We start from the raw sequence: 20598 nt of genomic DNA on the forward strand, positions 1-20598 counted from the left end.
CTATCGCACCATCCATCAAGCTAGCTCCTCATCCGCATCGGTGATGCGCGCTTGTACCGTTTGCCGACGACGACGCACCATGCGGTCAAACAACAGGTAAATGACTGGTGTAGTAAAAATAGTAAGCAGTTGCGACAACAGCAGACCACCCACCATGGTGATGCCCAGTGGTTGACGCAGCTCGGCACCAGCACCGGTTGCAAACATCAGGGGCAGTGCGCCGAAAATGGCAGCCATGGTCGTCATGAGAATAGGCCTGAAACGTAGCAAACACGCCTGATAAATGGCCTCGGTAGGCGCCAACCCCTGCTCACGTTCAGCTGCCAATGCAAAATCGATCATCATGATGGCGTTTTTCTTCACAATGCCGATCAGCAGGATGATCCCAATGATGGCTACCATGCCGACCTCCTGTCCAGACACCCAGAGGGCCAGCAATGCCCCCACTGCCGCGGAAGGAAGGGTGGAAAGAATGGTCACCGGATGAATGAAACTCTCATACAGAATCCCCAGCACGATATACATGCAAAGCAGGGCTGCCAGTATCAGCAACAGGGTATTCGACAACGAGGCTTCAAACGCCATGGCGGCGCCCTGGAATCGGGTCTGGATACTATTGGGCAACTGCAGATCAACGACAGCCTGGCGGATCGCGCTCACCGCATCCCCCAGTGCAACATCGCTGGCAAGATTGAAGGAAATGGTCGCTGCCGGGAACTGGCCAATATGGTTAATCGTCAGCAAGGCATTACGTTGCTCTACCCGCACCAGCGAATTGAGTGGCACTTGCGAGCTGACCACCACCCCGGCGCTATCTGTGGTGCTTCCCGGCACATAGAGATTGGCCAGTGATTCCGGCCCGCTACGATAATTGGGCGGTACATCAAGCACTACGCGATATTGGCTGGCCTGGGTATAAATGGTCGAGATCAGGCGCTGACCAAATGCATTATAAAGTGCTGCATTGATACTGCTCACCGTAACGCCCAATCGTGCAGCATTGTCCCGGTCTATCACCAGATAGGCCTGCAATCCCTGGTCTTGCAAATCACTGGCCACGTCAGACAGCTGAGGCAACTGCCGTAGCTTGTCCATCACCTTGGGCATCGCAGACTGCAAGACATGGATATCAGGGTCTGTCAGCAGGAAGCGATACTGTGTGCGGCTAGCCTTGTCTTCTATGGTCAGGTCCTGCACCGGCTGCAAGTACAATTTGATATCACTGATATCAGCAGTGGCTTGCTTCAGGCGCTTGATCACGTCCATGGCGGAATCATCGCGCTCCGCATGGGGTTTCAAGTTGATGAGCATACGGCCGGTGTTCAAGGCCTCATTGGTGCCATCCACCCCTATATATGAAGAAAAACCCTCTACCGCCGGATCCTGCTTGATGATACGCGCCAGCTCCTCCTGTTTTTTGCTCATGGAGGCAAATGACACTGATTGCGACGCTTCGGTAATGCCTTGTATCAAGCCGGTATCCTGAGTGGGGAAAAATCCCTTGGGCAAGTGAAGATATAACAGCACGGTCACCAGCAACGTCACGACCGCAGTCGCCAGCGTCAGCCCCTGATGTGCCAGTACCCACTTCAAAGCCTGACCGTAGCGGCCAATCAGCCCCTGCATGAAACTAGCCCCACTTTGAGCAAAGCGGCTTTTCTTGGCTGGCGGAACATGATGCAGCCAAAGCGCGCAGAGCATGGGCGTCAAGGTCAGGGAAATGAACATGGACACCAGAATGGCAATCGCCAGCGTCAATGCAAATTCACGGAACAAGCGGCCAGCAATATCGCTCATGAACAGCAATGGAATCAGCACCGCAATCAGGGAAATCGTCAGGGAAATAATGGTGAAACTGATTTGCTTTGAGCCTTTGAGCGCTGCCTGCAAGGGGGAATCTCCCTGTTCAATATAGCGTTCTATGTTCTCCAGCATGACAATCGCATCGTCAATCACGAAACCGGTCGCAATGGTCAATGCCATCAAGGTCAGGTTGTTAATGGAAAAACCAGCGATATACATCACGCCAAACGTACCAATGAGTGACAAAGGCACAGCAACAGAGGGGATCAGGGTTGCGCGGCCATCCTGCAGAAACAGGAAAGTCACCAGCACGACCAGCCCCACTGCTAGAATCAGTTCGAATTGCGTATCCTTGACCGATGCCTGAATGGTGGTACTGCGATCACTGAGGATGGAAACCTCCACGTTTTCCGGCAGGCTCTCCTCTAGGTCAGGCAGCATGTCGCGTATGCGATTCACCACCTCAATCACATTGGCACCCGGCTGGCGCTGGATATTCACAATGACTGCGGGCTTTTCATTGGCCCATGCCGCCAGGTATTCATTTTCTGCGCCATCATAAGCCTGCGCCACATCCCGCAAACGCACCGGTGCGCCATTGCGATAACTCAAGATCAGATCGCGATATTCATCCGCATTGCGCATCTGATCATTGGCATCGATGGTGGTGGATCGCGTTGCGCCATTAAAGCTGCCTTTGGAACCATTCAGGTTGTTAGTGGCAATGGCTGTGCGCACACTTTCCAGGCTCAATCCATAGGATGCCAGCGCGGTTGAATTGGCGCTGATGCGCACAGCAGGTTTTTGGCCGCCACTGATACTGACCATCCCCACCCCGGAAATCTGCGCAATTTTTTGCGCAAGGCGTGTATCCACCAAATCCTGTACTTTGGGCAAAGCCAGGCCATCAGAAGTCACTGCCAGGGTCAGAATTGCCACATCCGCAGGATTTACCTTGCTATATATGGGCTGGCTGGGCAGGTCTGAAGGCAGCAGGTTGGAAGCCGTATTGATGGCAGCCTGCACGCCCTGCTCCGCAATGCCCAAGCTGGAAGCTAGGCTGAATCGCAGGGTAATCACAGAAGCCCCGCCAGCACTGCTTGATGACATTTCATCCAGGCCCGCGATCTTGCCTAACTGACTTTCCAATGGAGCCGTGATCATGGAGTTGATGACTTCAGGGCTGGCGCCCGGATACAGGGTTTTAACCTGAATAGTCGGATATTCGACTTCTGGCAGGGAGGCCACCGGCAGCATGCGATACGCCAAGATGCCTGAAATCAGCAATGCCAGCATCAGGAGCGTGGTCGCGACTGGCCGCTCGATGAATATCCTCGAAGGATTCATGAACGCTGACCTCCAGCTTGCGCTGGTGGCTGTGGCTGTCCCGGCTGTGCTGGGTTAACAGCAGGCTGGCCTTCCTTCTGCTGGCGCCATTGCCCATGCCGTCCCTCACCAGCTCCCGGCGTACGATGAGGACGAGTGTCTTCCGCATCTCCTGCCACCCTGACTGTCATGCCATCCGCCAATCTATCCACGCCCTCAGTGACAATGCGCTGGCCCTCCACAAGGCCCTGGCGTATTTCCACTTGCTCGGCCTGGCTCACGCCAACCACCACACGCAGCTTGGATACTTTTTTCTCGCCATCAATGCCGTAAACATAAGTACCTTCATCATCCCGCTGCAATGCGCCACTTGGAATCAGCAACGCACTCTCCACCTCGGATGCATTCAGGCGCACATTCACAAACTGGTTGGGGTAAAGGCTATCGTCAGCATTGGCAAAACTGGCACGCAGCTTGAATGTCCCGGTAGTGGTATCAATCTGGTTATCCAGGCTGATGACCTTGCCACGTGCGATACGGCTGGCACGCTGGCGATCAAGCGCATCGACCACCAGCTTGTCCGGGTTGCGCTTGAGTTGTTGACGCACTGTATTGAGTTGCTGCTCAGGCAGGCTGAACACCACACTGATGGGACGAGTCTGGGTCAATACCGTGATAGGCGTCGTTGAGTTAGCCGTCACCTGGTTGCCAACATCAATCTGGCGCAAGCCTATACGGCCATTGATAGGCGCGCGGATTTTGGTGAAATCCAGGTTGAGCCTGGCTGCCTCCACTTGACCCTCGGCATTTTCCAGATTGCCTTTGTACTGACGAACCAAGGCATTCTGCGTATCTATCGTCTGGATCGCAATCGAGTCTTCTTCCCGTAGTTCCTGGTAACGCGCCAGGTCAATCTCGGCATTTTTCAACTGGGCCGTATATTGACTGACCACGCCCTCGGCCTGCTTCAGCGCAGCCTGGTATGGCCTTGCATCTATCTCTGCCAGCACATCGCCCTGTTTCACTTCCTGGCCTTCAGTAAACAGGATTTTGCTTAATTGCCCATCCACGCGGGCCGTCACATTGACGGTATTGAGGGAGGTCACGGTGCCCACCGCTTCCAACTGGACAGAGAGTGGGGCTTTTTTCACTGTCGCCACACTCACCAGCATGCTCTCACCAAACATACCGCGACGCCCGCCACCGGGTGGGCCACCACGTCCTGCGCCCGGAGGTCCGGCTCTGCTTGCTCCCGGACCACCCATGCCAGGCGGCCCCTGGTGGTTCTGACTGGACGAATTGGGCAGGAATTTCCATAACGAATATCCAACAGCGCCAAGAATCAGCAGCAGGATGAGCCAGGGACGTAATGTTTTTAAAATTGGACTAGGCATAGTAATGAGGTCAATGCATAAACTAAAACATGAAAATTGCGGCCCGCAGCCACAGATGGCGCAACGGGAACCGGCCCTTAATGCGGTAAATATTATGGGGTCAGACGAACAGCGGCAAACTAATTTACACAACCCTACATCTGTCTGGTTTTGATGACAAAGCGTGCGGAAAATTGACCGCAGCAAGAAATGAACGATCAAGTCATAGAAATTATTAAACCAATTTAAAATTAATGACTTACATAATTACAATCAAAACACATATCGCTTATTAAGCCCGGCTATCGTAGCACGGTAGCTTACAAAGCCTTACATTGAAACCAGGCCCCAGCTCAAGCAGCCACACTTACTCTCAAGTGTCCGGATTCGCCGCACCCCATAAAAAAAGCAAACCTCATTTGATTGAGGTTTGCTCAGGGTAGTGCATATTGTGTCAGTACATCACGCACTTAAGCGGCCATACTCCCCGCTGTTATTATTATCCGGATAACGCGCTCATCTTAAATGGGCATCTTAAATGGACGTCCAGTGCGCAAGAGATTCGGCAAGTAAACCCCCAGTATGCACAGAAATGCCAAGCTGTAATAAATCCAGGTCAGTGAATAAATGGACAGTATCCTGGCCGCCGGTTTCTGCTTTTGTACAAACGCGAGAAAATCATCACTATCGCTACCCTCGATATACTGCCCATTAATTTCCTTGGCGACCTCCTGCAAATGCTCAACGTCCTGGCTGGACAGGTAGCGATCATACTCAGCTGAAGCGACCACCGGATCAGGATCATCCTTGCTCGCATCGGCATAATTACCCCCACCGCCGCCTTCCTCCTTAGAGTCTATGCCCCAATATCCCACCCATTTGTTATTCGCGTTATAGCGTGGGATAGGCACGGCTTCCTTACCACCGATTCCAACAAACACCACGCGCTTGCCTATACGCACATCGCTCAGGTCCAATTTGTTAATGCCATTGGCTTTCGGCGCCTCATCTCCATCGGTAAAAAACAGCATCTTGGCCGGAGTGTCGAGGTAATCGAGTACCCCCTCTGCCGCCTTGATACCAAACGTAATACGGCTGTTCCCGCTCCATGCCATACGCCACTCCAACTGGGCAATGGAGTCCATGATTTCATCATAATTAGCACAGACTTCCAGTGGCATAAACAGCAAGGCGACATTTTCGGCAGAATAGGCTCCCAGGCTGATATACGTCCCGCAGGAAGAGGTTTCCACGATACGTTTCATCAAGTGCTGGGTATATTCCATGCGGCTGACTGTTTTGTTGTTCAGCTTCAGGTCTTGGGCATTCATGCTCTGCGATACATCTGCCAGCAACAGGAAGTTATGTACCTCCTGCTTGAGCATGACTTGCGGCTTTACCAATGAACCAACCAGCAGCAGCATGGCAAGGCTTATCAGTAAGGTCTCATAGTGACTCCTGGCCCAGGACAGCGCTTTGAGTGTGAGTAATCGCAGCCTCATGGCAATCCAATCGGCAGGTTACTCAACTCCATCCCGGACTGCTCACGCTTGCTGATCTGCATATTGTGCGGAATGACCGCATGCAAGAGACTCAAATTGAATTTGGCAGCTGACTGGTCTGGCACCAATTTAAGCGACTGTTCATATGCCACCATGGCCTGTGCATAAGCATATTTGGCATCATCCTGCAAAGACCCATCTGAATTCACCATGCGGATCAGGCCGGAACGGAAAAGATTGTTACCAATATTGAAATAGATCTGGGAACGGACTTCATTGCTGACATTTCCCCTCTTGTCGGCACTTTCCAGCAATTGACTATAGTTTTGCACCGCATGCTTGTAGTTCTTCGAAGCGCCCTGAAAATAGGCTTCCGCAAATTTCCGCTGGAACGCATAGTTCTCATCCGTGATTTCCTCACCTGTCAGCAAGGCCTGGTTCACCTGCTCAGCCAGCTTGATTTGATAGCCCGCCATCAAGGTGCCGACCACCCCTGTCAGCAGGATCAATCCAGCCACTGCATTTTTGACGATTACGTGTTTTTCCATGAATACACCCTCAGATTTTTGAACAGCAGGATCAATGTCCCGAATATCAGCGCCAATAAGGCCAGGTCTTTTGAGAAGTTTCTGCCCGGAATGGTGATGGGATACTGAATCGTCTTGTTTTCCCGGCTACCAATATCCTGGATGGCAGATTGCAGAGTGGCCGGGTTATCAGCTTCATACGCGTGGTACTTGATGTTGAGGGACTGAAAGTAGCGGTCCAGTGCCACGGCAGTCGGCACCCTATCCTCATCGTAGACATTCTTTGAGAAAATACTCACATCATCAGGCTGCCTTAATACAATCCAGTACAGCGCTAGATTGTTTTTCTTCAAGGTAGTCTGCAGGGTAGCTTTCACTCGCGGGCTTAACTTCCCGGCACCATCCGACAACAGGATGATGGCGCGGGAGCCGGTACTGTCTATGTTGTCAAACAAGGTCACCGCCCTGGTCAGGCCAGAACCGATATTGGTCTGATTGATGGAAGGGCTGGTCGCCGCATTGATGGCCGCATGAATGGCATCGCGGTTATTGGTGATCTTGATGCCATATAGCGCAGAGTTGGAGAATCCAACCACGCCCATCATGTCATCCGGCCTGGAGTCGATAAATTTGGTGATCAATCGACGCGCTGCAGTGGATTTGATTTCAGCCGCACTACCCGAGGTCACATCGCCCGCAAACGGATGATCCATGCTGACACTGCGGTCAATCACCATTACAGTCTGGGCACCCTTGCCAATCCGCTGCACCACTTTCTCCGGCCCATGTGGATGCGCAAGAGCGAGCAAAATAGATAACAGCAATAGGGTCATCAAGCCTTTCAAGCCCTTATCCATGAGCCTGGATAAGCTGTCTTCCGGCAAGATCGTGATCCATGAATACAAGTGGCCTTGACGGCTCTTTAGCCAGAAAGGAATGAAGCAAAGCGGCAGCAGTATCAGCCACCAGGGATATTGAAAACTCACGCTACGCCTCGCTCACAGTTGCGGAATTGCTTGCTGAGCTGCTTCAGCTCCTTGATGACTTCCGACGCATCCTTGGCCTGCCCGAAGAACAGTTGCTCATTCGAGCTTGTAAAGAAGCGGGCAATATCTTCCCTGGATTTACCAAAGCGCGGATTCTGCTGTACAAAGCTATCGATATCCTGGGCAAAACAATTACCGCCATACCATTGATTAAACGCGGCATGCATATGATAAAAAGCCTCTTTCGTTGACCCTGGCGTCGCCTTGAGTCGCTTGATTCTCCTGTGCGCATGCGCAAATGCACCGCCCATGAATGGCAACCATTTCTTGTCAGCATTGATATAAATCAACGCCAGCAAACCAGACACTACCAGACACACACAAACGCCTAGCCAGGCATGCAGCTTTGCCACCTCCACTGCAGGTGGCCGGAACTGGGCCTGCATATTGATCCCGGCCTTACCAGAACTACTGACGACCAAGGGGGAAAACCAGAATGGCCACTGAGGAATGGTCAACACGGACTCCTGCCCATCCTGGGCTGACATCTTCAGGCTGGCTTGTGGCAGCCGCATCACCACCGGCTTGGCACTGCTCGCAAACACTTGATAATCCAGCCGCAGACTATATTGCCGCCCATTGCCACTGTCGCTCTCACTGACCTCAACCCCCACCAGCTCTATGCCCTCGGCCTTGCTGCCCTTTAGTGGCACGCCAGCTTTAGCAATAGTGCTACCCGCAGGCAGGTCTAGTACTATCCTGCGAGACAAGGTGTCCCCAACCTGTATGCCATAACTTTTGGCAGGGTTGATTATCTGTAACCCAGGTTGCTCATCTGCAGCCGATGCTGCGGGAAAATAGCCCAATACAGCGATCAAACCACCTATCAATAGCATCATATTTTTCATCATGTCAGGTATTGCTCAAAGTAATTAGTCATCAGGTCAGGGTGGTAGTCGTCGTTGATATAGAGTGCGGGACTATCAAACTTGAGAAACAGCTGTTGTAGCGTCTGCCGCCGCTCTGCATAGACATCTTCAACTTTCTGCCTCAAGGCGGAGGTAAAAAACATCGTTCGACTCAGGCCGGACTCTGGATCTATCATGTTGCTGAACCCAAGCCTGGGCAGCTTTCTGATCTCATAATCATCCCAGATCACGACTGGAATCACCTGATGAGCCGACATTGCAGTGAGCGTCAGCTCAATGTGTGCCATCGGCATATGAAAATCAGAGAGCCAGAACACCAGGCTTTTTTTCTGGCCCAGATATTGAGGCACCTGCAAAATGCCATCGCCATTCAGGCCTAGTCCATGATATTCACCAATCCGGCATAACTGGGCCAGCAACTCATTAACCCGGTTACTCAACGGCAACAAGCTGTCTTCCAGCACCTCCTCGTGATAGGCAATCAAACTGAAGACATCGCCTGCATGTGCCACCGCACTGCCAATGGAAGCGGCAATCCCGAGCGCCTGATCCAGTTTCCTGACCTGTCCCCTGAACTGCATGGAACTGGACATATCACACAGGATATACACCGGCGTTGGGCTTTCCTGGTTGAACAAGCGGACCTGAATCTGCTCAAATGGGTCACGCAGGCTACGACTCAAATCCATGCGCCTGGCATCCGGGTAATCAATCAGCGACACATTCCCGCGGTACTCAAACCCCAGGCCTCGTTGTGCACCTGGGTGATCGCCAAGATGGGTGTTGTCCGACTTCCAGGGAATACTGTAGGTGAACGATTTTTCTGGTATCGCAATCATGTCGTGGTCAGTGCCTGCCTGGAACCACAACCGTGTTAATGATCTGTGCAGTCAGTTCACGCGCCAGGGCAGTCCGCTTGGAGTCGTACATGGGGTTGAATACCAGCCTGTGGGCAATGATTTCGTGAAATACCGCATGGATATCCTCTGGCAACAAGCTGTCCCGTCCATTCAGCCAGGCATTCACCCGCGCCGCCTTCATCAGCATGCCCATGCCGCGAGGACTCGCCCCGCTTTGCACCAAGCGGCTGATTTCCACGCCTTCCAGACGGACACCAAACTTGGCTGGATCTTGCGTGGATTCCCATAGATCCAGCGCATATTCCTCCATCACAGGACTGGATTGGATGTGGTGTTGGATCGTATTGGAGAATTGGTTCAGCTGATCAAACTGCAGGATATGGTCTTCCACCTGCTGGGTAAGCGCCTCTGCATGCTGGAAGCGGGTGTCAAAAATCAGTGACTTCCTGTGCTCGCGACTGGCGGGGATCACGATCGGAATTTCCATCATAAATCTATCCCGCGCAGCGGATGGAATCTCGAATGTTTCGTTTTTCTCCACCTGGTTGCGATCAGCAAATACCACCATATGCGGCAAACGATAATCCTTTTTGAAGGCATGCACGTGTTTTTCAGCCATCACCCGCAACATCAGGGCATGTACCTGCGGCCTTGCCCGATTGATTTCATTAAAGAAGAACACCGACAGGTTTTCCCCAGCCCGCAATAAGGGGCCTTCATCAATTTGTGGGCGGCCCTCGGAATTGAGGTAAGTGTGATACACAATATCGTTGGGCATCAGGTCCACCGTGCCCTCTATCCGCTCATAGGCTCCACCGATACCTCGTGCAATCGACTGCAGCAATGTGGTTTTACCCACCCCTACACCACCTTCAAGCAGCACATGTCCACGGGCAAAAATAGCGGTGGTCATCAGGCGGATAGCCCTGGTCTGCCCGACGATGACTTTTTCAATTTCACTTTCCAGCTTCAACGCCTTGGTACGCCAGTCAGCAAGCTCTATGTCATTGGAAACCGTGTTCATATTTCTCCTCAATTCGGGTGTATATCCATACAGTTAAAATAACCATATGTTTTTAATATGATTTTTAAATTATTAATTTAAGTGTTACCAATTGTAATAATTTGTTACTGGTATACAGAAGTGCCAGAAAATTTATAATGCATGGTCCAGAATGAATTTTTCATGTGCATGGCCATTAACATTTCTAGAAATAGTCTTCTGGGAAAAATCACACCTACGATATAGAGGAAAACTATGGTGAAACGTGTCCGGCTATGGGATTTCAAGTTTGAACTGGCCTCTGGTTCCAAACTGCCAGTCTTCATGCAGATCGTGCAGAAGATCATTGAGGAAATTCAAGCAGGCAGACTGGCCCCTTCCTCGCCCATGCCCAGTACCCGCCAATTGGCCCTTAACCTTTCGGTCAACCGCAAAACCGTCATCATGGCGTATGAGGAACTGATTGCGCAGGGCTGGCTGTCAGCCACGATGAGAAGCCAAACCTTTGTGTCGCCCAATCTACCGTCATCATCAGGCACCCCCTCATTCCCACCCACCATGAAGACGGTGGCTGAATCTGCCAGCACGAATATCGCCAGGTTTATCACCCAACAAGCAGATGTCCTTTACTTCGGTGATGGCATGCCAGATACACGATTAATTCCCAGCAATGTGATTGCGCGTGCCTTTCGCCATAGCTTGCTCCACTCCAGCAAAAACAATTGCCTGGCCTATGGCGACCCCAAAGGAATCTACGCATTAAGAAGCTCCATTTCAGAGATGCTGAACATGGAACGGGGACTGTATGTGACGACGGATAATATTTGCATCGTCAGGGGTAGCCAAATGGGCATATTTTTGGCGGCGCGGGTGTTGGTCAAGCCAGAAGACAATGTGGTGGTAGAAAGCTTGACCTACCCCCCAGCGCGCGATGCACTTCAATCCTGCGGTGCCAATATCCTGACGGTGGGTTTGGATGAGTTTGGCTTGAGGGTGGATGAACTGGAAGAGATATGCCGAAAAACCACCATCCGTGCAGTCTATGTCACACCTCACCACCAGTTCCCGACTACCGTGACCATGACAGCTGAGCGTAGACTCAAGCTCCTGATGCTGGCAGACAAGTATGATTTTTACATCATAGAAGATGACTACGACCATGAGTTTCACTTCACCAATCACCCCATCCTTCCCCTCGCCAGCAATGACAAACAGCATCGCGTACTCTATGTAGGCTCACTGTCCAAAGTGTTGGCCCCAGCTTTGAGAGTGGGCTACCTGGTCGCATCCAGTGCTTTGATAGAACGCTACAGTCAGGAAATCCTGCTCATCGACAGGCAGGGTAACTCCGTTACCGAGCAAACGGTGTCGGAACTGATCAACACCGGCGAACTCAGGCACCATATCCGCAAGACATTCAAGATTTATTCTGAAAGGCGGCGCACGCTGGAAGGGTTGATCAATGAACACCTGGCTGAGCATGTAGATTTCAAAATGCCCGTAGGAGGGCTGGCCTTCTGGATATTACTGAAAGACGGCGAGAAAATGCAGTCTTTGCTCAAGCGCGCCATCATAGAAAAAGTCGGCTTATTGCCCGCGGCCAACTTTTCAACGGAGAAGCTGAACTTGGCCGCCTTCAGGCTAGGCTTTGGTCATTTAAACCTGGAAGAAATTACTGAAGGGATCATGCGGCTGAAAAAGGCTTTAGACGCTGTCAGGGCCAACATCTAGAAGCCCAGACCGAGCGCTGGTCTGGGATGAATAGAAAACGCGCTGCTTGCCCCGGATGAGTTCACCACGATCCAAGACCAAGGGGAAACCTGGCAGGTTAAACGCCCCAGGTACCCTTCTGGATAAACTCCACCTTATATCCATCTGGATCTTCCACAAAAGCGATGACGGTGGTGCCATGCATCATGGGACCGGCTTCACGTACTACTTTACCACCCGCTTTTTTCACTTGCTCACAGGCAGCATAGGCGTCATCTACTTCAATCGCGATATGGCCGTAAGCATTACCCTTATCGTAAGTCTCGGTTCCCCAGTTATAAGTGAGCTCAATCACCGCAGTGTCCTGCTCACTGCCATATCCGATAAAGGCCAGGGTGAATTTCCCGTCCGGATACTCATGCCGACGTAACAGCTGCATGCCCAGCACCTCGGTATAAAAGGCAATCGAGCGTTCCATATCCCCGACTCTTAACATGGTATGCAATATGCGCATGGCTTTTCTCCTAGGCAACTTGGGTGATACGGATGTACTTGTCCATCAGTTGCTCCTGAGTTTCACGCACATCCGGGTTAAAGGGTATACAACTGACTGGACACACATCCTGGCACTGCGGATTGCTGAAGTGACCCACACACTCTGTGCAGAGGTTGGGATCTATTTCGTAAATTTCTTCGCCCTGATATATCGCGCCATTCGGGCATTCCGGCTCACAGACATCACAATTGATGCATTCGTCAGTGATCATCAGGGCCATATATACTTCCTGCCCTACGCCATCTTCTGTGCGATACGCTGCTGCACCAGAGGTGAGACAAACTGGCTGACATCACCTGACAGTTGTGCAATTTCACGTACCAGGCTGGCAGAGACAAACATATATTGCTCTGCAGGCGTCAGAAAGATGGTTTCCGTTTCAGGAAATAGCTGGCGATTCATGCCCGCCAGCTGAAACTCATACTCAAAGTCGGAGACCGCACGTAAGCCACGCACCACCGTGCGCGCCCCTTGGTCCCGCACAAACTGCATCAAGAGGCCAGAAAACCCGAGCACCTGTACATTGCTGCAATCAGCCAAGACAGCAGAGGCCATTTCCACGCGCTCATCGAGGCCAAACATGGGCTTTTTGCCGGGGCTTTGTGCTACGGCCACAATAACTTCTGAAAACAGACCGGCCGCACGGCGCACAATATCCTCATGTCCACGCGTAATCGGGTCAAAGGTACCGGGGTAAACTACTTTCAACTCGCTCAATCTCTATCCTCACCTCATGCCGGCCTGATTGCCAAAGCACAATCAAACGCCGCCATGCAACCTGTTCAATTCGCTGATTCGTCTGCCAATTTTAACAGGTGATAGAAAACATTGCCTGCTTTGCCGTGTTTATGCACCTGCCACACTCCATCGGACTCAAGGACATATTCGGCTTCTACATAGACATAGCCTTGATTGGCAAGATGGGTCGCAAGCGCTGGTAGCAACTTGGGTAACCAGCCTTGCTGGTAAGGCGGATCAACAAAGATGATGTTGAACAGCTCCCGGTTTTGCGCCAGAAACTGCAAGGCATCCTGCTGCAAGATGCGGGCCTTGTCGGCTTGGAGCAAGGTCTTGTTAGCCTGCAGGGACTTCACTGCTGGCAAGGACTTTTCCACCATCACTGCCTGAGCAGCACCTCGAGACAAGGCCTCAAACCCCATCACACCGGTGCCAGAGAACAAGTCCAGGCAATTCAGCCCGTGCAAATCCTGGCCCAGCCAATTGAACAGGGTTTGCCGAACCCGGTCCGGCGTAGGCCGCAAACCAGGCACATCAGGAAAATCCAATAAGCGGCTGCGCCACTCGCCGCCGCCTATCCGTACACGATTACTTGCTGCCACCCACCACCACCGTCACCATTTTATTCGGGTCTATACGACGACTAAACGCATCCTTGATCTGTGCAGCTGTCACCTGCTCTACCTTGCCGTTGAACTCATCCAGATACGTCAGCGGCAAATGATAAAAACCAATCACTGCCAGGTAATCCAGAATTTTACTGTTGCTGTCTATCCGCATGGGAAAACCACCAATGATATTTTGCTTGGCAGCCTTGAGTTCAGCCTCCGTCACGCCCTTGCTGATAAAGGTAGCCAGGGTTTCACGTACCAGCTTGAGCGCATCCTCAGCCTGATCACGCTTGGTCTGCAAGCCAACCTGGAACTGGCCCAACTCCTGCATCGGGATAAAATAGCTGTATACGCTGTAAACCAAGCCACGCTTTTCTCGCACTTCCTCAGTCAGGCGTGACACAAAGCCACCGCCGCCCAGGATGTAATTGCCAACGTATAAGGCAAAGTAATCATCGTCACCACGTTTTACGCCAGGATAGCCAAGCAGGATATGGGATTGACTGGCAGGATGGGGAATGCGCTTTTCCACCGCAGCACTAGGATAGCTTACCGTCGGCAAGGCAGCCGCGGCCGGTGAGTCTGGCAAACCGGCAGAAATCCGCTCGGCAATCTGCTTGGCCTGTTCCGGGGTCATATCCCCCATCAAGGCAATCACTGCATTCTTGGCACCGTAATATTGCTGGTAAAACTGTTGCAGATCAGTCCGTGTAATCGCATTCACAGCTTCAGGTTCGCCCTCGTCATCCACGGCATAAGGATGCGTCCCATACAAGGCCTTGAGGAAAGCCTTGTTGGAAATACTGGCAGGCTGGGTAGCCGCCTCCTTCAGGCCCGCAATGATCCGGGCTTTTTCCCGCTTCAAGGTAGCTTCAGGAAAGTCTGGCTGATGCAGTATCTTGATATAAGTGTCCAGCGCTGCCGCTTGTTCGCGGGCGCTGCTCAAGGTACGCAATTTGAGACCAGCACGATCTGCATCCAGTTCACCACCTAACACCGCCCCCACATCAGCAAACGAGTTGGAAATCTGCTCGTCGGTCATACCAGCCGCGCCTAGCGTCAGCATATAGCGGGTAATCCCGGACAAGCCTGGCTTGGCAGTATCCCGTGCACTGCCAGCAGCGAAATTGGTACTGATATCTATAATCGGCAGGTCGTGGTTTTCCACAAAATAGACTTCTGTACCCTTGCTGGTTTGCCATTTCTGTATGTTAAGCGCGGCATATGCCTGCGCGCTCAGCATGACACCCGCTGCCAGCAGCAGCAGTTTCTTGAGTGTTGAATTAACGATCATAAGGCTTGCCTTTTGGTTTTGCATTGGGGTCCATGGGTTGTGGATCCAGGGTAGCCACAGTCAAGGTATCCCGGATCAGATATTTCCTGGCGACTTCCTGCACTTGCTGCGGCGTCACGGCCTGCAACTTGGCTGGATAGTCCTTGAGCGTGCGCCAGGAGAAACCTGTAGTTTCCAGACGGCCTATCTTCATTGCCTGGTAAAACACTGAATCGCGCTGATAGACGTCCGCGGCGATCACTTGCGCCTTCACCCGTTGCAGCTCTTCGTTGGTAACTCCTTTTTGCTTGATCTCTTCCACCTGCTCAAGCAATGCAGCTTCCAGCTCTGCTACAGTCTTGCCTTCACTGGGCGTGCCTTCCAGCTCAAACAAGCCTATCTTGCCTCGTTGCACCATGTCATAACCGGCACCGACATCCACCGCCAATTGCTGCTCTCGCACCAGTTTCTGGTTCAAGCGCGCTGAGGCATTGCCATCCAGCACCCCTGCCAGAATTTCCAATGCATACGGCTCCCAATCCTTGTCCGGATCTTGCAACACAGGTACATGGAAGCCCATCAGGACATAAGGCAACTCTGCGGGCACTTTGACCACAGTGCGGCGCTCGCCTATCTGTTGTGGCTCAACCTGCGACTTGCGCACAGGCAGGGCGTGCGGCTTGATCACGCCGAAATGCTGTTTTGCCAGTTTCAAGACATCCTGCGCCTTCACATCCCCTGCCACCACCAGGATGGCGTTATTAGGGGCATACCAGTTGTGGTACCACTCACGGGCATCCTCCACTGTCATGTTCTCGAGGTCGTTCATCCAGCCAACGATGGGGCGACTATAAGGGTGTGCCTGATATGCAACGGCATTGAACTGCTCATTGAGCATACCCTGTGGCTTATCATCAGTACGCCAGCGACGCTCCTCCATCACTACGCGGATTTCCTTGGAAAACTCATCCTTGGTCAGCTCAAGGTTGGCCATGCGATCAGCCTCCAGCTTGATGGATAGTGGTAACTGGGATTTTTCCAGTTGCTGGTAGTACGCAGTGTAGTCCGGCCCGGTAAATGCATTCTCACGTCCACCTGCCGCGGCAATCAGCCTGGAGAACTGCCCAGGAGGGACGGTCTTGGTGCCCTTGAACATCATGTGTTCCAGCACATGAGCAACCCCGGTTTTACCATTGACTTCGTCCACGCTACCAGCCCGGTACCACACCTGCGATACCACGACCGGCGCCCGGTGATCTTCCTGCACAATCACCCGCATGCCATTGTCCAGTTTGAACTCATGCGTATCTGCTGCCTGGGCCACCATAGGCATCAATGCCAGGGTCAGCCACATTCCTCGAATAAACACCTTGTGATTCTCCTTTAGCCGCATTATTCATGCATTATAGCGGTAGTACTCAAAAATGCCTGTGCCACAATACTGTTGCCAGATGGCATGCGCATGTCATATATCAACTCGATGCAACCATGCTCTGACAGAGCCGTTGTAAAGTTAGTTCTTATACATCGCTCATATATATTGATGAGATATATAGCGTCTATCCCGTCTCATGGTAAAAATACGTGAAGATATCGTCAGATATCCAGTTTCAGCCACTGCAAGCGCTTTGTTTTGCTTTAAAATATCCACTTATTGGTAAACACACGCCCCATGTTCGATTTTTTCAAAAAAGATAAAACTCCACCGGCTCCTGCGCCTGAACCCGAGAAAATAGTCCCCGTTCAGCCACAGCCCCTCACTCAGGAAAAACCCAGCTTGAGTTGGGCCGAGCGACTCAAGCGTGGCCTGGCCAAAACGCGCAGCCAGCTTGGCAACCAGTTGGCCAGCCTGTTTGGCGGTGGCAAGATTGATGAAGATGTTTATGAAGAGCTTGAAACCATTCTTCTGACTTCCGACGTGGGCATCGCTGCCACCCAGGCATTGCTGGAACAGATCCGCACCCGCGTCAAACGGCAGAACCTGAACGACACTACCCAGTTACGTGAAGCACTCAAGCAATCGCTGCTGGAACTGCTGGCACCACTGGAAAAACCTCTTGATACCACCACAGGCCAACCATTTGTCATCATGCTGGCTGGCGTCAATGGCGCAGGTAAAACCACGACCATAGGCAAGCTGGCGAACATGTTTCAGGCACAGGGCAAGTCGGTGCTGATTGCTGCAGGCGACACCTTTCGTGCCGCTGCACGTGAGCAATTGCAGGCCTGGGGCGAACGCAACAAGGTACACGTGGTGGCCCAGGAAAGTGGCGATCCAGCTGCGGTAATCTTCGATGCCGTCAATTCGGCCAGGGCGCGTGGCATAGACATTGTGCTGGCTGATACAGCTGGTCGCTTACCCACCCAGCTCAACCTGATGGAAGAAATCCGTAAAGTACAGCGCGTGATCAACAAATCCCTGCCAGGTGCCCCGCATGAGGTACTGCTGGTATTAGATGCCAACACCGGGCAAAACGCCGTGACCCAAGTGAAGGCGTTTGACGATGCACTTAAGGTCACCGGCCTGGTGCTGAGCAAACTGGATGGGACGGCCAAAGGTGGCGTCATTGCGGCCATCGCCCAATCACGCCCTATTCCCATCCGCTATATCGGTGTAGGTGAATCCATAGAAGACTTGCGCCAGTTCAAGGCCAGTGAGTTTGTTGATGCTTTGTTTGAATAAGAGAGTATGAACGCATGATACGTTTTGACCAGGTCAGCAAACGGTATCCCGGCAGCGATGAGGCACTGCGTGGCGTTTCATTTGAAATTGCCCAGGGTGAACTGGCGTTTGTGACTGGTCACTCCGGCGCTGGCAAGAGCACACTACTCAAGCTGATGGCGGCAATTGAGCGCCCTAGCTCGGGCACCGTACTTATCGGCAACCAGAATGTCAGCAAACTGCGTCCACGTATCGTGCCCTATATGCGCCGCAAGTTTGGCCTGGTATTCCAGGATCACAAGCTGCTATATGACCGTAATTGCTTTGAGAACGTCGCATTACCCCTTTACATCAACGGGGTGACCGGTCAGGAAGCTGCCAAGCGCATACGGGCTGCCCTTGATAAAGTAGGCTTGCTCGGCAAGGAAAAAGCCATGCCCATCACCCTGTCAGGCGGGGAACAACAACGTTTGGCGATTGCCCGCGCAGTGGTCAGCCGACCATCTATCCTGATTGCGGACGAACCTACTGGCAATCTCGACGAAACCTATGCGGCTGACATCATGGCGCTATTTCATGCGTTTCGCCAGGTAGGCGTGACTGTCATTATTGCTACCCATGATGCCCATGGCATCAACTCTATCCCGGGGAAAATGTTGCATCTGGATCACGGAAAGCTCACGGTATCATGAAGCATTGGATCAATCAGCACACCCTGGTCTGGCGCCTGGTACTTGCCCGTATTTGCCGCAACAAGCTGGCTACCCTCTTGATCTGGGCGGTGATAGGCATTGCATTGTGCCTGCCTGCCATCCTGTACGTCATTATAGATAACGTGAATCAGCTTGCTGGTGAAGTCAAGAACGAGCCACAAATCAGCGTCTTCATGAAACTGGATGCCGATAAGGCCACTGTCGCCAACATCAAATCCCTACTGGAAAAACATAGTGGCATCAGCAACCTGAAGTTTGTGAGCAAAGACAGCGCCTGGAAAGCGATGCAGGACAGTGCGCTCACTGACAATATTGCCGCCAATCTCAAGCACAACCCATTACCTGATGCCTTTTTCATTCAACCCAAGGCGCATGCTCCCAGCGCGATAGATCAGCTGCAGCATGAACTGCAAACGCTGGAAGGTGTTGAGCATGTGTTAGCAGATGCTGATTGGGCCAAGCGCCTTTACTCCATCCTGGAACTGGGCAAAAAAGCCGTATGGGTATTATCTGGCTTGCTCGGTTTCGCCTTGGTCACCATCATAGGCAACACCATACGCCTGCAAATCCTGACTCAACGGGAAGAAATCGAGGTCAGCAAACTAATTGGTGCGACAGATGGCTTCATTCGCCGCCCTTTCCTCTATGCAGGAACACTGTACGGGCTAGGCGGCAGCCTGGCTGCACTACTCTTTGTCAACGGCATCATTACAATCTTTAACCTGTCTGTGGCCGATTTGGCCGAACTTTATGGCAGCAGCTTCATCTTAGCTTTACCGGACTGGCAAATCAGCCTGGGGATTACCGCTTGTGCCGTTGCACTGGGTTGGCTGGGTTCATATATTGCCGTCAATCGCTCGCTGGCACGCCTCAATCCACATTAACCCAACCCGCTTACAAAAGAAATTGACTCCGGACTTATAACCGTGGCTGCACCGCGCCTGTTACACCAGATCATCGCCGCCATTCGTGGCACCAAGGGCAAGGCGCGCCCTGAGGATTCATCCAACCAGTCAACGCAGCCATTAGCCTGGCAGGAGTCGCAAAAGGGCGACCAGTACATCGAGTTCCGCATCCGCCGCAATACCTTCTATGCATTGATCGTTTCGCTGATCCTGCATTTGATCCTGTTCTTTGGCTTTATCATGCCCACGCTGGATCAAGGAGACGACTCCGGCAAAGAGGAAGGCGAAAAGCAGTTGATGGTGAATTTGGCGCAGCCCTCCAAGGAAAAACCACAACAGGAGATGGCACCCCCGCCATCCTCTTCGCCGCCACCCCCACCGCCTTCAGCCAGCAAACCAAGTAAGGCTACCAAGCAGCCACGCAAGCAAACCAAGCCAACACCACCGGTGATCACAGGCAAGGATAAACCCTTGCCGCAACCGGTAGAAAAATCGGCCCCAAAACCAACGCTGCAGCCACCTGCCCCGCCACGCCCGCAGGAGCCTGATCCTTCCCAGTTTGCCGACATGTCATCCTATATGAATGCCATGCGTGAATTCCGCAAATCCACAGACAATAACTATGCAGCCATGATGGAAAACGAGCGGGCTCAGCGTGAGTCTGGCAGCAAAACACTATCTGATGATGAGCGCCGTAACGAAGTCATCAAGAAGAACTTGTCATCCGGTGCCAGTGGCGTATTCCGTATCATGAGCATGAGCTCCTATACTGCCACCTTTGAGTTCCGCGGCTGGGTCAACGATTTCAGCACCGCCAAACGCGAAGTGTTCCAGATAGAAGCCAAGGCAGGTGAAGACATACAACGCGCCACCGTGCGCAAGATGATAGAACTCATACGCCGCCACTACTCAGGTGACTTCAATTGGGAGTCCCACCAGTTAGGCCGGGTGGTCGTGCTTTCAGCCCGTATGGAAGACAGTGCTGGATTGGAAGACTTCCTGATCAAGGAATTCTTCGGTGATGGTGACATGCGCTACCAAGAACTACAACGCCGTCGCCCACCACCAGGGCCTCCACGGTATCCGGTGCCCTGATGTAACAGATTATTAAGGTGCTTATC

General features: G+C 52.4%; 19 protein-coding genes. 5 read left to right on the plus strand and 14 right to left on the minus strand.

The genetic code is table 11. The annotated features are described in order from the left end of the window. Nucleotides 1-15: 15 nt before the first annotated feature. The 8 genes from LG201_RS06845 to LG201_RS06880 form a co-directional block, all read right to left on the minus strand. On the minus strand, nucleotides 16-3150 hold the full coding sequence (locus LG201_RS06845) for an MdtB/MuxB family multidrug efflux RND transporter permease subunit (RefSeq protein ID WP_226771411.1): 3135 nt from the start codon (nucleotides 3148-3150) through the stop codon (nucleotides 16-18). Continuing rightward, a complete protein-coding gene (locus LG201_RS06850) occupies nucleotides 3147-4523 on the minus strand; it encodes an MdtA/MuxA family multidrug efflux RND transporter periplasmic adaptor subunit (RefSeq protein ID WP_226771412.1) in 1377 nt (458 codons plus the stop codon). The genes LG201_RS06845 and LG201_RS06850 overlap by 4 nt, the downstream gene beginning before the upstream one ends. Before the next feature lie 500 nt (nucleotides 4524-5023). After that, nucleotides 5024-6004 (minus strand): vWA domain-containing protein, encoded by a 981-nt coding sequence (locus tag LG201_RS06855; RefSeq protein ID WP_226771413.1) that lies wholly within the window; start codon nucleotides 6002-6004, stop codon nucleotides 5024-5026. After that, nucleotides 6001-6552, minus strand: a complete 552-nt coding sequence (locus tag LG201_RS06860; protein ID WP_226771414.1) for a hypothetical protein — start codon at nucleotides 6550-6552, stop codon at nucleotides 6001-6003. The genes LG201_RS06855 and LG201_RS06860 overlap by 4 nt, the downstream gene beginning before the upstream one ends. Then, nucleotides 6537-7517, minus strand: a complete 981-nt coding sequence (locus LG201_RS06865) for a vWA domain-containing protein (protein ID WP_226771415.1) — start codon at nucleotides 7515-7517, stop codon at nucleotides 6537-6539. The genes LG201_RS06860 and LG201_RS06865 overlap by 16 nt, the downstream gene beginning before the upstream one ends. Further along, a complete protein-coding gene (locus LG201_RS06870) occupies nucleotides 7514-8416 on the minus strand; it encodes a nonribosomal peptide synthetase MxaA (protein ID WP_226771416.1) in 903 nt (300 codons plus the stop codon). The genes LG201_RS06865 and LG201_RS06870 overlap by 4 nt, the downstream gene beginning before the upstream one ends. A gap of 8 nt (nucleotides 8417-8424) precedes the next feature. Continuing rightward, nucleotides 8425-9285 carry a DUF58 domain-containing protein gene (locus tag LG201_RS06875; RefSeq protein ID WP_226771417.1) on the minus strand — a complete coding sequence of 287 codons (861 nt, stop codon included), beginning with the start codon at nucleotides 9283-9285 and terminating at the stop codon, nucleotides 8425-8427. A 7-nt stretch (nucleotides 9286-9292) separates the two neighbouring features. Next, entirely contained in the window at nucleotides 9293-10330 is a 1038-nt protein-coding gene (locus tag LG201_RS06880; protein WP_226771418.1) for an AAA family ATPase, read from the minus strand. Nucleotides 10331-10564: 234 nt separating this feature from the next. Here LG201_RS06880 and pdxR point away from each other — a divergent pair, with 234 nt between their 5' ends. Then, on the plus strand, nucleotides 10565-12040 hold the full coding sequence (gene pdxR, locus LG201_RS06885) for a MocR-like pyridoxine biosynthesis transcription factor PdxR (RefSeq protein WP_226771419.1): 1476 nt from the start codon (nucleotides 10565-10567) through the stop codon (nucleotides 12038-12040). A 97-nt stretch (nucleotides 12041-12137) separates the two neighbouring features. Here pdxR and gloA read toward each other — a convergent pair whose 3' ends face one another. The 6 genes from gloA to LG201_RS06915 form a co-directional block, all read right to left on the minus strand. After that, nucleotides 12138-12533 (minus strand): lactoylglutathione lyase, encoded by a 396-nt coding sequence (gene gloA, locus LG201_RS06890; protein WP_226771420.1) that lies wholly within the window; start codon nucleotides 12531-12533, stop codon nucleotides 12138-12140. Nucleotides 12534-12543: 10 nt separating this feature from the next. Then, a complete protein-coding gene (locus LG201_RS06895; protein ID WP_226771421.1) occupies nucleotides 12544-12795 on the minus strand; it encodes a YfhL family 4Fe-4S dicluster ferredoxin in 252 nt (83 codons plus the stop codon). A gap of 14 nt (nucleotides 12796-12809) precedes the next feature. After that, complete coding sequence (gene coaD, locus LG201_RS06900; RefSeq protein ID WP_226771422.1) at nucleotides 12810-13292, minus strand: pantetheine-phosphate adenylyltransferase; 483 nt, start codon at nucleotides 13290-13292, stop codon at nucleotides 12810-12812. A 65-nt stretch (nucleotides 13293-13357) separates the two neighbouring features. After that, entirely contained in the window at nucleotides 13358-13915 is a 558-nt protein-coding gene (gene rsmD, locus LG201_RS06905; protein WP_226771423.1) for a 16S rRNA (guanine(966)-N(2))-methyltransferase RsmD, read from the minus strand. Continuing rightward, entirely contained in the window at nucleotides 13902-15218 is a 1317-nt protein-coding gene (locus LG201_RS06910; RefSeq protein ID WP_226771424.1) for a M16 family metallopeptidase, read from the minus strand. The genes rsmD and LG201_RS06910 overlap by 14 nt, the downstream gene beginning before the upstream one ends. Further along, on the minus strand, nucleotides 15208-16551 hold the full coding sequence (locus LG201_RS06915; protein WP_404809725.1) for a M16 family metallopeptidase: 1344 nt from the start codon (nucleotides 16549-16551) through the stop codon (nucleotides 15208-15210). The genes LG201_RS06910 and LG201_RS06915 overlap by 11 nt, the downstream gene beginning before the upstream one ends. A 318-nt stretch (nucleotides 16552-16869) precedes the next feature. Here LG201_RS06915 and ftsY point away from each other — a divergent pair, with 318 nt between their 5' ends. From ftsY to LG201_RS06935, 4 genes are read left to right on the plus strand one after another with little or no spacing between them, the layout of a single operon-like run. After that, on the plus strand, nucleotides 16870-17880 hold the full coding sequence (ftsY, locus tag LG201_RS06920) for a signal recognition particle-docking protein FtsY (RefSeq protein WP_226771425.1): 1011 nt from the start codon (nucleotides 16870-16872) through the stop codon (nucleotides 17878-17880). Nucleotides 17881-17894: 14 nt separating this feature from the next. Beyond that, nucleotides 17895-18551 carry a cell division ATP-binding protein FtsE gene (gene ftsE / locus LG201_RS06925; RefSeq protein WP_226771426.1) on the plus strand — a complete coding sequence of 219 codons (657 nt, stop codon included), beginning with the start codon at nucleotides 17895-17897 and terminating at the stop codon, nucleotides 18549-18551. Beyond that, on the plus strand, nucleotides 18548-19456 hold the full coding sequence (ftsX, locus tag LG201_RS06930; protein WP_226771427.1) for a permease-like cell division protein FtsX: 909 nt from the start codon (nucleotides 18548-18550) through the stop codon (nucleotides 19454-19456). Before ftsE ends, ftsX begins: the two co-directional genes overlap by 4 nt. Before the next feature lie 42 nt (nucleotides 19457-19498). Further along, the gene (locus LG201_RS06935) at nucleotides 19499-20572 is read left to right on the plus strand and encodes a hypothetical protein (RefSeq protein WP_226771428.1); all 1074 of its coding nucleotides are present in this window, start codon (nucleotides 19499-19501) and stop codon (nucleotides 20570-20572) included. Nucleotides 20573-20598 lie beyond the last annotated feature (26 nt).

The sequence above is a fragment of the Methylobacillus gramineus genome, from assembly GCF_020532675.1.
Taxonomy (GTDB): domain Bacteria; phylum Pseudomonadota; class Gammaproteobacteria; order Burkholderiales; family Methylophilaceae; genus Methylobacillus; species Methylobacillus gramineus.

Coding starts and splice junctions, on each gene's coding strand:
- LG201_RS06845 (WP_226771411.1), bottom strand. CDS start 3,150: ATGAATCCTTCGAGGATATTCATCGAGCGGCCAGTCGCGACCACGCTC.
- LG201_RS06850 (WP_226771412.1), bottom strand. CDS start 4,523: ATGCCTAGTCCAATTTTAAAAACATTACGTCCCTGGCTCATCCTGCTG.
- LG201_RS06855 (WP_226771413.1), bottom strand. CDS start 6,004: ATGAGGCTGCGATTACTCACACTCAAAGCGCTGTCCTGGGCCAGGAGT.
- LG201_RS06860 (WP_226771414.1), bottom strand. CDS start 6,552: ATGGAAAAACACGTAATCGTCAAAAATGCAGTGGCTGGATTGATCCTG.
- LG201_RS06870 (WP_226771416.1), bottom strand. CDS start 8,416: ATGATGCTATTGATAGGTGGTTTGATCGCTGTATTGGGCTATTTTCCC.
- LG201_RS06875 (WP_226771417.1), bottom strand. CDS start 9,285: ATGATTGCGATACCAGAAAAATCGTTCACCTACAGTATTCCCTGGAAG.
- LG201_RS06880 (WP_226771418.1), bottom strand. CDS start 10,330: ATGAACACGGTTTCCAATGACATAGAGCTTGCTGACTGGCGTACCAAG.
- pdxR (WP_226771419.1), top strand. CDS start 10,565: ATGGTGAAACGTGTCCGGCTATGGGATTTCAAGTTTGAACTGGCCTCT.
- gloA (WP_226771420.1), bottom strand. CDS start 12,533: ATGCGCATATTGCATACCATGTTAAGAGTCGGGGATATGGAACGCTCG.
- LG201_RS06895 (WP_226771421.1), bottom strand. CDS start 12,795: ATGGCCCTGATGATCACTGACGAATGCATCAATTGTGATGTCTGTGAG.
- LG201_RS06910 (WP_226771424.1), bottom strand. CDS start 15,218: ATGATCGTTAATTCAACACTCAAGAAACTGCTGCTGCTGGCAGCGGGT.
- LG201_RS06915 (WP_404809725.1), bottom strand. CDS start 16,551: ATGTGGCTGACCCTGGCATTGATGCCTATGGTGGCCCAGGCAGCAGAT.
- ftsY (WP_226771425.1), top strand. CDS start 16,870: ATGTTCGATTTTTTCAAAAAAGATAAAACTCCACCGGCTCCTGCGCCT.
- ftsE (WP_226771426.1), top strand. CDS start 17,895: ATGATACGTTTTGACCAGGTCAGCAAACGGTATCCCGGCAGCGATGAG.
- ftsX (WP_226771427.1), top strand. CDS start 18,548: ATGAAGCATTGGATCAATCAGCACACCCTGGTCTGGCGCCTGGTACTT.